This window comes from Oxalicibacterium solurbis, from assembly GCF_014635845.1.
GTDB lineage: Bacteria > Pseudomonadota > Gammaproteobacteria > Burkholderiales > Burkholderiaceae_D > Oxalicibacterium > Oxalicibacterium solurbis.
The window spans coordinates 35,601-49,511 of record NZ_BMDP01000005.1; the positions used below are offsets into that span (position 1 = coordinate 35,601).

General features: G+C 54.4%; 10 protein-coding genes. All 10 read left to right on the forward strand.

Annotation, left to right across the window (positions count from 1 at the left end):
* Positions 1–29: 29 nt before the first annotated feature.
* The 10 genes from IEV40_RS14455 to IEV40_RS14500 all read left to right on the forward strand — a co-directional run bounded on the left by IEV40_RS14455 (position 30) and on the right by IEV40_RS14500 (position 13,856).
* A complete protein-coding gene (locus tag IEV40_RS14455; protein WP_308632403.1) occupies positions 30–1,826 on the forward strand; it encodes a copper resistance system multicopper oxidase in 1,797 nt (598 codons plus the stop codon).
* Positions 1,823–2,851, forward strand: coding sequence for a copper resistance protein B (locus IEV40_RS14460; RefSeq protein ID WP_229724168.1), 1,029 nt, complete (start codon positions 1,823–1,825; stop codon positions 2,849–2,851). Before IEV40_RS14455 ends, IEV40_RS14460 begins: the two co-directional genes overlap by 4 nt.
* Before the next feature lie 61 nt (positions 2,852–2,912).
* Positions 2,913–3,329 (forward strand): DUF411 domain-containing protein, encoded by a 417-nt coding sequence (locus IEV40_RS14465; protein WP_188422792.1) that lies wholly within the window; start codon positions 2,913–2,915, stop codon positions 3,327–3,329.
* Between the two features lie 63 nt (positions 3,330–3,392).
* A complete protein-coding gene (locus IEV40_RS14470; protein WP_188422806.1) occupies positions 3,393–3,695 on the forward strand; it encodes a hypothetical protein in 303 nt (100 codons plus the stop codon).
* A gap of 132 nt (positions 3,696–3,827) precedes the next feature.
* On the forward strand, positions 3,828–4,202 hold the full coding sequence (locus IEV40_RS14475) for a hypothetical protein (RefSeq protein WP_188422793.1): 375 nt from the start codon (positions 3,828–3,830) through the stop codon (positions 4,200–4,202).
* Positions 4,203–4,328: 126 nt separating this feature from the next.
* Entirely contained in the window at positions 4,329–5,582 is a 1,254-nt protein-coding gene (locus tag IEV40_RS14480; RefSeq protein WP_188422794.1) for a TolC family protein, read from the forward strand.
* Complete coding sequence (locus IEV40_RS14485; protein ID WP_188422795.1) at positions 5,579–7,084, forward strand: efflux RND transporter periplasmic adaptor subunit; 1,506 nt, start codon at positions 5,579–5,581, stop codon at positions 7,082–7,084. Before IEV40_RS14480 ends, IEV40_RS14485 begins: the two co-directional genes overlap by 4 nt.
* Complete coding sequence (locus tag IEV40_RS14490) at positions 7,081–10,233, forward strand: efflux RND transporter permease subunit (protein ID WP_188422796.1); 3,153 nt, start codon at positions 7,081–7,083, stop codon at positions 10,231–10,233. Before IEV40_RS14485 ends, IEV40_RS14490 begins: the two co-directional genes overlap by 4 nt.
* Positions 10,230–10,592 carry a copper-binding protein gene (locus IEV40_RS14495; protein ID WP_188422797.1) on the forward strand — a complete coding sequence of 121 codons (363 nt, stop codon included), beginning with the start codon at positions 10,230–10,232 and terminating at the stop codon, positions 10,590–10,592. Before IEV40_RS14490 ends, IEV40_RS14495 begins: the two co-directional genes overlap by 4 nt.
* A gap of 300 nt (positions 10,593–10,892) precedes the next feature.
* Positions 10,893–13,856, forward strand: coding sequence for a Tn3 family transposase (locus IEV40_RS14500; RefSeq protein ID WP_188422798.1), 2,964 nt, complete (start codon positions 10,893–10,895; stop codon positions 13,854–13,856).
* The last annotated feature ends 55 nt before the right edge of the window (positions 13,857–13,911 follow it).

Consider the following 13,911-nt stretch of genomic DNA (forward strand, 5'->3'; position numbering starts at 1 on the left):
ACAACAAAAAGTTATTTATTGAAGAGGGAATGATGAGCTCCTATCAATTTGAAGAAGTGGACACATGGAGGCGGCGGCTGTTGAAAAGCGCAGGCGCTGTCGGCGCGTTGATGGGCTTCGGACCGGCGGGACGTTTTGCGTGGGGAGGCGATGCACCGGCACCGCAACCATCGGTATTACGGGGAACTGAATTCGAGCTCGATATCGCGCCAACGCCAGTGAACATTACCGGACAGGCACGCATTGCGACCGCAGTGAATGGTCAAATTCCAGCACCAACCCTGTACTGGCGCGAAGGCGACACAGTCACACTGCGTGTCACCAATCGTTTGTCGGTACCGAGTTCGATTCACTGGCACGGCATTCTTCTGCCGGCTGGTATGGATGGCGTGCCAGGCCTGAGCTTCCATGGCATTGCCCCTGGAGAAACCTTTGTCTATCAATTCGAAGTCAAGCAGACCGGCACTTACTGGTATCACAGCCACTCCCGATTCCAAGAACAAACGGGACTGTATGGATCCATCGTTATTGAACCGCGCGATGGAGAACGCTTCAAGGCCGATCGCGAGCATGTGGTGATGTTGTCGGACTGGACCGACGCGGAGCCCGAATCCATTTTTGCCAAGTTGAAAAAGACCGGGGATTTCTTCAACTTCAATCAACCCACGGTGGGTGGCTTCATGCGCGACGTTTCCCGCATGGGACTCAGCGAAGCGGTGAAAATGCGAAAAATGTGGAACCAGATGCGTATGATGCCCACCGACTTCAGCGACGTTACGGCAGCACTGGGCACCAGCGCCAGATTGACCTACCTTGTCAACGGGCAATCCGCTTCCAGAAATTGGACCGGCCTCTTCCAGTCAGGGGAAAAGCTCAGGCTGCGTTTTATCAACGGTTCCGCGACAACGATTTTTGACGTTCGGATACCTGGCCTGAAAATGACAGTCGTATCGGCTGACGGACAGGACGTCGAGCCAGTCCCCGTTGATGAGTTCCGGATATCCGTTGCCGAAACATACGATGTGCTTGTTGAGCCGCAGGGGGATAACGCCTACACCATCTTTGCCCAATCCATTGACCGTACCGGTTACACCAGGGGCACGCTGGCGCCCCGCCTCGGCATGCAAGCTGCCGTGCCGGCAGTCGATCAGCCGGAATGGTTGACCATGAAGGACATGATGGGTGCCATGGCCAGCATGGGGGGCATGAGCGGCATGGGGAAGATGGACGGCGCGGCCATGGATCATTCGATGATGCCCGGCATGCAACATGACCAGATGAACGGCATGTCGGACATGCCGATGCCAGCGGTACGCCATGCGAGGACTGAATACGGGCCGAACGTGGATATGCACGTCAATATGCCGCGCACCGACCTGCAGGATCCGGGCGTCAATCTGCGCAACAACGGAAGGCGCGTTCTCACCTACAACGATCTGCATACCATCGGCGGGCCGCTGGACAAGCGTCAGCCGTCACGCGATATCGAGTTGCATTTGACAGGCCACATGGAACGTTTCGTGTGGTCCTTCGACGGCCAGAAGTTTTCGGAATCCATGCCTATCCATTTCCGCTTTGGCGAACGCCTTCGGATTATTCTGGTGAATGACACCATGATGAATCATCCCATTCACCTGCATGGCATGTTCAGCGAACTGGAGTCGCCAGACGGTCAATTCCTGGTGCGCAAACATACGATCAATGTGCAGCCCGCGCAACGCATCGCCTATCAGGTAACGGCAGATGCGCCGGGACGCTGGGCCTTTCACTGTCATTTGCTGTATCACATGGAAGCGGGCATGTTCCGGGAGGTGGTGGTGTCATGAACATTCTGAAAACAAGCGGTAGAGCCGCGCTCTCTGCAGCCCTTTTGATTTCCATCCTGCAGCCGCACAGCGGCATGGCGCAAGCGACGATGTCGGATCACATGTCGACGATGCCTGGCATGGAGATGCCGGCCACCGAGACAATGTCTCACGGCAAATCGATGAACGGAATGTCCGGAATGGACCATGGCGACATGCCGATGCAGGGCATGCCTAATATGCAAGAAAAGCCGGTTTCTCCTGCCAGTGACATGTCGGATATGAAGATGGACGACATGCCGCAAATGGATATGAGCGGCATGCAAGGTGGCAAGGCGCCTCCCGACGCCCGCGATCCTGATGCCTATGCTGAAGGACTATCAAAGGAGCCCATGCCAGGTATGGACATGGCGGATGACCAATCGTTCGGTCGGCTACTGGTAAATGAACTGGAATACACCAATAGCAATAGCGCCCACGGACAGAATCTCGATATGGAGGCGTGGTATGGCGGCGATCTGAATAAAGTCTGGTTCAAGGCCGAAGGTGAGCGAAGAAATGGGACTCTGGAAGATGCACGCACCGAGGTACTGTGGGATCAGAATATCGCCACCTACTGGAGCAGTCAGCTCGGCTTACGACACGACAATGGAAACGGCGAATCGAAGAACTGGTTGGCCATCGGCGTGCAGGGCCTGGCGCCATATTGGTTCGAGACCGAAGCTACTGCCTATGTCGGAAGTGGCGGTTCCCTCGCCGCCCGCCTGGGAGCACGCTATGAATTACTGTTTACCCAGCGGTTGATTCTCGAGCCGAAAATCGAAACGAATTTGTATAGCAAGAATGATGCTGACAGAGGTATCGGGTCTGGCTTGTCCGATATCTCCGTTGGACTGCGGCTGCGTTACGAAATCAACAGGCAATTTGCCCCTTATATAGGTGTTTCATGGAATCGCAAGTATGGAAACACTGCGGACTATGCGAGGGAAGCCGGCGAAGACGTTCACGATACGGAGTTGGTTGCCGGTGTGCGGATGTGGTTTTAGCCTATTAACATCGGAGTCATCGAAAGCCACACCTGGATTTTTTTTGGAAAACGGAGTAGGAATGAAAAAATTGTTCATCGCGAATTTGCTCTTGATGACGGCGACGCTCGCCAACGCTGCTGGCGAAACCATTACCGTCTACAAAGACCGTAACTGCGGTTGCTGTGCCGCTTGGGTCGATCACTTACGCGAATCGGGCTATCAGGTCAAAGCAGTCGACTCGGAAGATATGTCGGCAGTGAAAAAGCGCTTTGGCGTTCCCGCATCCCTGCAGTCGTGCCACACGGCTGTTATCGACGCCTCTGGACAAATCATCGAGGGCCATGTGCCGGCTGCGGCGGTGGCAAAACTCATTGCCACCCCTGGAGTAAAAGCTGTAGCTGTGCCGGGAATGCCCATGAATTCACCTGGGATGGGAAAAATGGATGGCAAGCTTGTCACGGTGGAATTTTCGGGTAAGCAGTTTTCCAAGAATTGACCGCGCAATATTGCCGACCGTTTGTGCTTCGCTTCATTGAAGATTTAACTTTAGGAGGTCATCATGAAATCACCATACTCTCTATCAATGCTGGCGGCCGCCGCCTTGATCGCAACAACGCTGGCTGGCTGCGCAGCCAGCCAGTCACAACGCCCCCAGCAATCGCAAGGTTCAATGGGGTCAATGGACATGTCCAACGCTGACTCGATGGCGATGTGCAAAGAGATGCACACGCAAATGATGAATGCAAAGACACCGGAAGAACGGCAGGCGATGATGGCGGAACACATGAAAAACATGTCTCCGGAGATGATGCAGCACTGTCCTATGATGCAGGGGCAGCAAGGCGGAGCATCCACGAAGTAAGTCTGGTTCGGCAGAAAGACGCGGGCTGAAGCGTAGTCAACGTCGCAAAGGCTTCGTTTTTTGGCCTTCCTGCGTACAGGGCTTCTCTATTCCGGGTAATTCTGTTATACACTCGGCGAAATTCAAAAAGCCATGCGCCAATTCATTTCATCATTTCGACGCGGTATCGCCGCCTTCCTGGCATTGTCGATTTTGACATCGACCATTGCCATGGCGGCTTACCTGTGTCCGCAAGTGCCGGTAGCACCGATGCCAGAAATGGCTATGGATGCACCTTGCGCGAGCGTGGATGTAGAAAAGCCGGTGCACTGCGCAACATCGCAATCGCCTGTCCAGTTGGCGCTGGAGCACCTATCCGCAGCGCCGGCCTTGGCCTTGCCGATGATCGTTTTCGTCTTGGCGATCCTGGCGCCTCGCTCCTCCTCTTTCGTCCCTCGCTCGGCATGGATTTCGAGCCCACTCGGGGCGGATCCCCCCTACCTTCGTACGCAGCGCCTTCGCATTTGATCTAACCCTCTGTTGCTCTATCGGCAGGCATTAGCCGTCGATTATTTTCGTCTTCACACAGAGGGTTGTATGACCATATCGCTATTAACGCGAGCACGTTCAGGATGCTCGCATTTCGCATGGCACATGAGTGCGTGCGCATTTTTCTTGTCTGTTTCTTCCTTCGCCTTCGGCCAGGCGAATGACTTGCTCCTCGATCAGGCCCTTCAATTAGCCCAAGATCGTGCCGGTTCTGTAAAGGCAGCTGGCGCCTCAGTACAAGCCAGCCGGGAACTGGCTGTCAAGGCCGATCAGTTACCAGACCCCATGCTCAAGGTTGGCATCGATAATCTGCCTGCTACCGGCGCCGATCGCTATAGCACGACCAGCGACTTCATGACGATGCGCCGCATTGGCATTGAACAGGAATGGGTATCGTCCGATAAACGTGCCGCCCGTGCAGCACGTGCGCAGCGTGCGATCGAAATGGGGGACGCCACCTACCTTGAAACGATCGCCAACGTCCGAGAGCAGACAGCAAAGGCTTGGCTGAATGTCTTGTATGCCCAGCGCAAGCTGGACTTGGCCCATGAAATGGAAGCAAACGCTGCGGACACGCTGAAAGCCGTGAAAGCGGCACATCGGGCGGCAGCAGCGGCAGCCGAAGAAGCCGTTCAAGCTCAAACCGCACTATTGCTCGCCCAAGATGCAAAAAGACGCGCCGAGCAAGAACTGCGCATCGCACAGCGAAGCTTGAGCCGCTGGACGGGCATTCCCTCCCCGACCGTAGCAGACGTAACGCCGACACTGACTTCCCACGTCGCCAATCTTCCTGTTGAAGAACTTGAAAAATATCATCCGATGCTGATGGCGGCGCGTCGTGCGATTGCACTGGCTGACGCAGACAGCACTGTCGCTGTAAAGGAAAGTTCACCGAACTGGAGCGTGGAAGCGTCTTACAGTCAACGCGGCAGCCAGTATTCCAACATGGTCTCCGTCGGCATCAGCATCCCGCTCACTTTGAATCGTGAACGCCGGCAGAACCGCGACATCGCTGAAAAAGCTGCACTCGGCACCAAGGCCCGAATGGAATACGAAGAGACCTTGCGTGCCCTGCGCGAGGAAATCGAAAATCTGTCGACGACGATCAATAGCGACAAGGATCGCATCGCATTTCTCAATGCAAATCTTCTTCCTTCCGCCAGGCAGCAAGTGCAATTGGCCGAGGCTGCCTATCGCGCAGGGTCTGGCAAGCTCGCCGGAGTGTTTGCCGCGCAAAAAAATCTTCTGGATCAGCGGCTGCAAGTTCTGGAACTCGAGCAAGCGGCCTCGATTGCCTGGGCCTCACTGGAATACCACGTCATCCCGCATGACATGACAGTATCTGGAGACACAAAATGAAAAAACACACTCTCATCAAAACAGCGGTAGCTGCCTTTTCTGCTGCAGCACTTCTCCTGATCGGCTACAAACTTGGTCAATCGAATCAGTCGATGGACATGAACACAGATGCATCCATGTCAAAGGGCAACGCCTCCGTCGATCCTAAAACAGGCCGGAAAGTCCTGTACTGGCATGACCCGATGGTTCCGGGACATCGTTTTGACAAACCGGGCAAAAGCCCTTTCATGGACATGCAGCTCGTTCCGGTTTATGCGGACGAAGGCGCACAAGACGGCGGTGTCAGGATCGATCCTTCTCTGCAACAGAATCTTGGCATTCGCCTCGCCACTGTTCGCCAGGAATCGATCGCACAGGCCTTCGATGTCGTCGGAACGACGGAATTCGATGAAAGTGCCGCCGAGGTCATACAAAATCGCGCAAACGGCTACATCGACAAGCTTTATGCCCGCATTCCGATGCAGCGGATCAAACGCGGCGAAGCGGTCGCATCGATTTTTGTTCCAGATTGGGTGCCGCCGCAAGAGGAATATCTGGCACTGAAGCGTAACGGAAATAGCGAACTGGCTGCAGCAGCCCGACAACGCATGCGCGTCCTGTCGATTCCAGACTCCTTGATCGCACAAATTGACCGAACCGGACGATCCCAATCACACGTGGTGCTCACCTCCCCGGTCACCGGCGTCGTAACGGAGCTGCCGCTACGCGAAGGTGCGGCGGTCACGCCCGGGATGACGATTGCGAAGATCAACGGGCTGAGCAACGTGTGGTTGACGGCCGAGATTCCGGAAACACTCAGCGGTAGCGTCAAGCCCGGCATGCAGGTCACTGCCACGGCATCGAACAATGACGCCGAAGAATATAGCGGAAAGATCCGCGACATCTTGCCGGGTGTGAACGCAGCCACCAGAACCGTGCAGGCGCGCATCGAGCTCGCGAACAAGGACGGTCGCTTGATCCCGGGATTGCTGATGCGCGTCCGATTGTCATCGACAGAAAAGCGCAGCCGGTTGCTGGTGCCGACCGAAGCCATCATCTCGGACGGCAAGCAAACGGTGGTCCTGCTCAAGGAGCAGGAAGGCGGCATTCGCCCGGTGGTGGTCGCCGTCGGCCAGGCCTTCGGCAACGACACGGAGATCACAGCCGGTTTGACGGAGGGTCAGCAAGTCGTCGCATCCGGACAATTCCTGATCGATTCGGAAGCGAGCCTGAAATCAGTCCTGCCAAAGCTGTCGGGCGGTATTCCCCCAGCCAAGACGCCTGCAGCAGCCACCATTTACGAAGGCAAAGGCCGCGTTGAAAGCGTCAGCAAGGATGGAATCACCTTCTCGCACGAACCGATACCGGCGCTCGGCTGGGGGGCCATGACGATGGAGTTCAACAAGGCCAAGCCGAACGACTTCGCCGACATCAAGCCAGGACAGCAGGCCAACTTCCGTTTCCACGAAACGGAAAACGGCTACGTGCTGGAGGAAGTTCATCCGACTGGAGTGCAGCCATGATCCCGCGCATCATCCGTATCTCGATCGAGCAACGCTTCTGGGTCATGCTTGGCGCGATCGCCATTGCTGTCTGGGGCGTCTGGTCGGTTGGCAAGACGCCTCTGGACGCGCTCCCGGACCTGTCGGATACGCAGGTCATCATCCGCGCCCAATTTCCCGGTAAAGCCCCGCAGCTGGTCGAGGATCAAGTCACCTATCCGCTGACCACTGCGCTGCTTGCCGTGCCAGGTGCAAAGACTGTTCGTGGCTACTCCTTCTTTGGCGACTCCTTCGTTTACGTCCTGTTCGACGATGCCACTGACCAGTACTGGGCGAGATCGCGCGTACTGGAATACCTGAGTCAAGTGCAAAGCCGCCTTCCACCGGGAGTCAAGACCGAGCTCGGTCCTGATGGCACGGGCGTGGGCTGGATCTACGAGTACGCGCTGGTTGACCGCACCGGCCAGCACGACTTGAGCCAATTGCGCACCTTGAACGACTGGTTCCTGAAATTCGAGCTGAAGACCGTACCGGACGTCTCGGAAGTCGCAAGCATCGGCGGCATGGTCAAGCAGTACCAGGTCGTGCTTGACCCCGACAAGCTGCGCGCATTCGGCATTTCGCAAGCCAAGGTGCTGGAAGCGCTGGATAAAGGAAACCAGGAGTCTGGTGGCTCGGTTGTGGAAATGGCAGAAACCGAATACATGGTGCGTTCTCACGGTTATCTGCATACGCTGGACGACTTCCGCAACGTCGTCATCAAGGCCAATAATGCCGGCACGCCCGTCCTGTTACGTGATGTGGCGACCGTCCGATTGGGTCCTGAAATGCGGCGCGGCATTGCCGAATTGAATGGTGAAGGCGAAGTGGCCGGTGGCGTCGTCGTCATGCGGTCGGGGAAAAATGCGCTAGAAACCATCAAGGCAGTCAAAGCCAAAATGGCATCGCTGCGGTCTTCCCTTCCTGCCGGCGTGGAAGTGGTGACCACCTATGACAGGTCGACCTTGATCAAGGCCGCGGTAAGCAACCTGACGCACAAGTTGATTGAGGAATTCATAGTCGTTGCATTGGTATGCGCGATCTTCCTGTTTCATCTGCGAAGCGCCTTCGTCGCAATCGTATCGCTTCCCCTTGGCGTCCTGGCTGCTTTCATTGTCATGCGATATCAGGGAGTGAATGCCAATCTGATGTCGCTAGGCGGCATCGCGATCGCCATCGGCGCCATGGTCGACGCTGCCATTGTGATGATAGAAAACGCGCACAAGCGCCTTGAGGCCTATGGCCACCAGTATCCGGATCGTCCGCTGGAGGGAAAGGCGCGCTGGGATTTGATTGCGGAGGCAGCAAGTGAAGTCGGGCCAGCGCTGTTTTTCTCGCTTCTCATCGTCACGCTGTCGTTCGTGCCGGTATTCGCGCTTGAGGCGCAAGAGGGCAAGCTGTTCGCTCCCCTCGCCTATACGAAAACCTACACGCTGGCTGCCGCAGCCGGACTGGCCATCACGCTCATCCCGGTTCTCATGGGATACATGATCCGGGGACGCATCCCGAGCGAAGCGTCGAATCCGATCAACCGGATTTTAATCAACGCATACCGGCCGGCGCTGGATCTCAGCTTGCGGCATCCTGTCTGGACACTGTCGATCGCTGTGCTGGCGCTCGTGTTGACCGCCATTCCTGTGTCGCGCCTGGGCGGCGAGTTTCTTCCGCCGCTGGATGAGGGCGATTTGCTGTACATGCCGTCGGCCTTGCCGGGATTGTCCGCCTCAAAGGCGGCCGAGCTGCTGCAGCAGACCGACCGCCTGATCAAAACCGTGCCGGAAGTTGCGACCGTATTCGGCAAGGCGGGCCGGGCCGAATCCGCCACCGACCCTGCCCCGCTGGAAATGTTCGAGACCACTATCCAGTTCAAGCCTAAAGACCAATGGCGGCCGGGAATGACGCAAGCCAAGCTGATTGAGGAACTGGATCGCGTCGTGAAAGTGCCGGGACTGTCCAACGTATGGGTGCCGCCCATCCGCAACCGGATCGACATGCTGTCCACCGGGATCAAGACACCGGTCGGGGTCAAGGTATCCGGCCCGGACCTGGCCGTTATCCAAACGGTGACAGAGCAAATCGAATCTGCGGTGAAATCAGTTCCCGGCGTGACCTCCGCCCTTGCAGAACGCGTCAGCGGCGGGCGTTACATCGATATCGATATCGACCGTCTGCGCGCGGCGCGCTACGGGCTTTCCATCACCGACATTCAATCGGTCATTTCGTCGGCCATCGGCGGCGAAAACGTGGGCGAAGTGGTCGACGGACGACAACGGTTTCCCATCAATGTACGTTACCCGCAAGCCTACCGCGATTCCGTACAGACGCTGCGATATCTGCCGATCGTAACCGATGCTGGTGCGCAGATCCGTCTGGCCGACGTCAGCGATATCAAGATCATTGACGGCCCGCCGATGATACGTAGCGAGAATGCCCGTCTATCCGGTTGGGTCTACGTCGACGTTCGCGGGGTGGATCTCAGCACTGCCGTCAAGGACATGCAAGCTGCTGTATCCCAGAAAGTGAAGCTTCCGCCAGGCTATGCGATTGGCTGGTCAGGTCAGTTCGAATATCTGCAGCGCGCCGCAGACAAGCTCGAAACGGTGATACCGCTGACCTTGGGCGTAATCTTTATTCTGCTCTACCTGGCGTTTCGCTCGTTCTCGGAAGCGGCACTATTGATGTTGACCGTTCCTTTTGCCCTGATCGGCGGTTTCTGGTTTATCTGGCTGCTGGGACACGCGGTCTCCGTCGCCACCGCAGTCGGTTTTATTGCATTGGCGGGGCTGGCGGCAGAGTTCGGCGTCGTCATGCTTGTGTATCTGCGGAATGCGCTGAACGAACGACTTGCCTCCGGACGTGCGCTCGACAAAGGCTTGATCGAAGAAGCGATTCGTGAAGGAGCCGTGTTGCGTGTTCGTCCAAAAGCCATGACCGTTGCCGTCATTCTGGCTGGCCTTATTCCCATCATGATCGGTAGCGGTGCGGGCTCCGAAATCATGCAGCGTATTGCCGCGCCCATGGTGGGCGGCATGGTAACCGCCCCCCTGCTATCGCTTTTTGTTATCCCCGCAGCATGGCGCCTGCTTCAAGAGCGCAAATTGAAATCAACCCAACCAAAGGAGTCAATATGAAACATTTGCCTATCGTCATCGCAGTCGTCGCCGCCCTTGCGGCATCGAGCAGTTTCGCCCAGCAATCGCATCAAGGTATGGATATGGGAGGCATGAAAATGGATGGCACATCATCCATGGGCACCAGCTATCCCTTGACTACGGGTGAAGTAAAGGCTGTGAACAAGGAGCGGCAAATGATCACGCTCAAGCACGCAGCGATCAAGAGCGCGACAGTGGAAATGTCGCCAATGACAATGGCGTTTCCAGTGAAAGACGCTGCCATGCTCAAGAACGTCAAGGTCGGTGATACAGTGAAGTTCACCGTTGAGAACGTAAAGGGACAGGCGATGGTGACTGTGCTGGATCCACAGACATAACGCACTTCTATCGTAATTTTTGCGATTTTTTATGCTCGCAAAAGCTCGCCTTGGCAGCTTCCCACGGTCTAGTCATGCGCTATTCGGTCAGGAAACTGTTTGGGGCGAGCAGACAACGAAAAACGATAGCGAGACTATCGCAGAGATGCCACGCACTCTCTTGTGGCCGGCGGCAACAGGCCGCATCCCCGGCCGAGACACACATAGGCCAGCATCTATTTGATCAAGTTGACTTTGGAACACCTCATTGGCAGTGTATCAATTTTTTTCAAAATTGACTGCGTATGGCGGGAGCATAGTTTGAGCAGCATCCATGAAACGGCTTACCCACGCTTCAAGCCGGACTTGACCCAGCGTGAATTAGAAGAAATCTATACACCAAATGAGACTGAACAGCGTTTTGCACGCCGACTTAGTCGTAGCAATGCTTCACGGCTGTATTTGATGGTTCTGTTGAAAACCGTTCAACGGCTGGGTTATTTCCCGATGTTCGCGGAAGTGCCAGAAGCCATCGTGACTTTTATCACTAAATCCATTGGCGTACCCCCGGTACCGTTACGCGCAATGGTGGCGGAAGAGAAATCGCGCTCTCGGCGTGATTTTATCGATGTAATCCGTACATATTTGAAGATCCAGCCAATCTCAAAAGAGACGGACAAGGCAATCGAGTTGGCGGCAACGCAAGCCGCCCAAACCAAACAAGAATTGGCAGACATCATCAATGTCGTTATCGAAGAATTGATACGTCAGCGCTACGAACTTCCTGCATTCAGCCGCTTGAATCGCGCCGCATTTCGAATTCGAAATCACGTCAATGAACAATACTTTCACACACTGGCTGATCCATTGCCATCAGCCGTCATCAACCAGTTCGATGCCATGCTGATTCTCTCCCCCGGCCAGTTAATCACCGGTTGGCAACAAATAAAACAAGATCCGAGAAAGCCGACCAACACCGAAGTCCGCCAATATCTCGAGCGTGTGAAATGGCTCAAAAGCTGGGCTTGCGGATTGCCACAAGTTGACCATATTCCGGTGGCCAAGCGCACACAATATGTCAACGAAGCACGTGCGCTGGATGCAGCAGATCTAAAGGCCATGCAGCAGAACAAGCGCTATGCGTTGATGGTGTTGTTATTTCATTCGCAATTGAGTAAAGCACTAGACGATGCAGTCGATATGTTTATCCGCAAAATGCGAAAAATCCATACCGGTGCGGTAGAACAACTGCAACTGTATTATTTGGAACACCAAAAGCGTACGGAAAAACTCGTTTCGCAATTGCGTGATGTGCTTGAAGCGTTTCAAGAGGGAGAAACCGATCAAGAACGAGGCAAACGGATTGCCATTGCCATGCATGGCGATCCCGAAAGCCTTCTCGCCGAATGCGAGGAGCACATGGCCTATGCAGGAAACAATTATCTTCCGTTTATGTTGGCGCCATACCAGACACAACGGCCTTTGTTGCTGAACTGCTTGAGTCTGCTTGACCTGGAATCCACATCTGCCGACGTGTCTCTCATAGAGGCGATTCGGTTTGTTCTGGCGAATCGACAAAGCCACAAAGAATGGTTATCGATCGTTGGCACGAATATCAACTTGAAATGGCTCCCGGAAAAATGGCGGCGGCCTGTGACTGGCCAAAAATCGGGCGCTGTCATAGAAATCAACCGCAAGTACTTTGAACTCTGTGTTTTAACCGAAGCAATGCAGGAACTGCAGTCGGGCGATCTTTATGTGTCCAATAGCGATCAATATAGTGACTACCGCACCCAGCTAGTCGACTGGGATACCTATGAAGCCCAAGTCACAGAATATGGGGCGATGCTTGATTTCCCTACTGATTCCAAACAATTTGTCAGCAACCTCAAAAAATGGTTTTCTGACACAGCTTTCCGCGTCGATCAGGGTATGCCAAACAACGAGCATCTTGATTTAAACGGCAATGAAATCGTCTTGAAAAAACACGGCAAGGACACCAAACCTGCAGCTCTGGACCATATCGACAAAGAGATTACGGCGCGCCTTCCAGAAAAGAATATCCTCGACATCCTGGTTGAATCAGAGACGTGGCTCGATCTTCACAAACAGTTCGGAACCTTATCTGGCTTTGAAGCCAAAATTGACGATCCGCGTAAGCGATTCGTCACGACATTGTTTTGTTATGGCTGCAATCTCGGCCCTACTCAAACGGCGCGATCGGTCAAAGGGCTAAGCCGTAAGCAAGTAGCCTGGTTAAATTTGCACCATATAACTGAGGAGCGATTGGAAAAGGCAACTGTTCAAGTTATCAACGCCTATAACAAATTCGCACTCCCCAAGTTCTGGGGATCTGGAAAAAGTGCGTCGGCCGATGGCACCAAATGGAACATGTATGAGCAGAACTTACTGTCCGAATACCATATTCGGTATGGCGGATATGGTGGAATCGGGTATTACCACGTCTCAGACATGTATATCGCCTTATTCAGCCACTTTATCCCTTGTGGGGTCTACGAGGCTATCTACATTCTGGACGGTCTTATCAAGAACGAATCGGATATTCAGCCTGATACGCTGCATGGTGACACGCATGCTCAGAGCGCACCGGTCTTCGGCTTGGCATATCTGCTGGGTATCAATTTGATGCCGCGTATTCGTCAGCTGAAAAAACTGGTTTTTTACAAGCCAGAACGAGGCGTACGGTATGAACATATTAATGGCCTGTTCAGTGAAGCCGTCAATTGGGAAATTATCGAGACCCATTTGCCAGATATGTTACGCATTGCCTTATCGATTAAAGCCGGCAAAATCACGCCATCGACGATCCTACGGCGGCTCGGGACTGCAAGCCGAAAAAATAAGCTTTATTTTGCCTTCCGTGAGTTGGGGCGCGTGGTCAGAACAGAGTTTCTGTTGAAATATATTAGCGACCTCGATCTGCGCAAAACTATCAACGCAGCGACAAACAAGAGTGAAGAATTCAATCAATTCATCAAGTGGCTATTTTTTGGCAATCAGGGCGTGATTGCTGAAAATGTCCGTCATGAGCAACGTAAGGTAGTGAAATACAATCAGTTGGTGGCCAATCTGGCAATTTTGCACAATGTCGAGGCAATGACGGGCGTGCTGAAGGATATGCAGGAAGAGGGACTGCCCATAACCGAGGAAGTGTTGGCCTCTTTGGCGCCATATCGTACTGAACATATCAACCGATTCGGGGATTACACCTTAGATTTTGATCGAGTGGTTCCGCCAATGAACTACAAGACAAAAATTATTTAAATCAAAAAGTTAGGTGGGATTTTGGCAAATTTTGCAAGAATCCCGGCCGTCCCTC

Excerpts from the sequence above, each read along its gene's own strand:
- IEV40_RS14455 (WP_308632403.1), top strand. The coding sequence starts at position 30 with ATGATGAGCTCCTATCAATTTGAAGAAGTGGACACATGGAGGCGGCGG.
- IEV40_RS14460 (WP_229724168.1), top strand. The coding sequence starts at position 1,823 with ATGAACATTCTGAAAACAAGCGGTAGAGCCGCGCTCTCTGCAGCCCTT.
- IEV40_RS14465 (WP_188422792.1), top strand. The coding sequence starts at position 2,913 with ATGAAAAAATTGTTCATCGCGAATTTGCTCTTGATGACGGCGACGCTC.
- IEV40_RS14470 (WP_188422806.1), top strand. The coding sequence starts at position 3,393 with ATGAAATCACCATACTCTCTATCAATGCTGGCGGCCGCCGCCTTGATC.
- IEV40_RS14475 (WP_188422793.1), top strand. The coding sequence starts at position 3,828 with ATGCGCCAATTCATTTCATCATTTCGACGCGGTATCGCCGCCTTCCTG.
- IEV40_RS14480 (WP_188422794.1), top strand. The coding sequence starts at position 4,329 with ATGAGTGCGTGCGCATTTTTCTTGTCTGTTTCTTCCTTCGCCTTCGGC.
- IEV40_RS14485 (WP_188422795.1), top strand. The coding sequence starts at position 5,579 with ATGAAAAAACACACTCTCATCAAAACAGCGGTAGCTGCCTTTTCTGCT.
- IEV40_RS14490 (WP_188422796.1), top strand. The coding sequence starts at position 7,081 with ATGATCCCGCGCATCATCCGTATCTCGATCGAGCAACGCTTCTGGGTC.
- IEV40_RS14495 (WP_188422797.1), top strand. The coding sequence starts at position 10,230 with ATGAAACATTTGCCTATCGTCATCGCAGTCGTCGCCGCCCTTGCGGCA.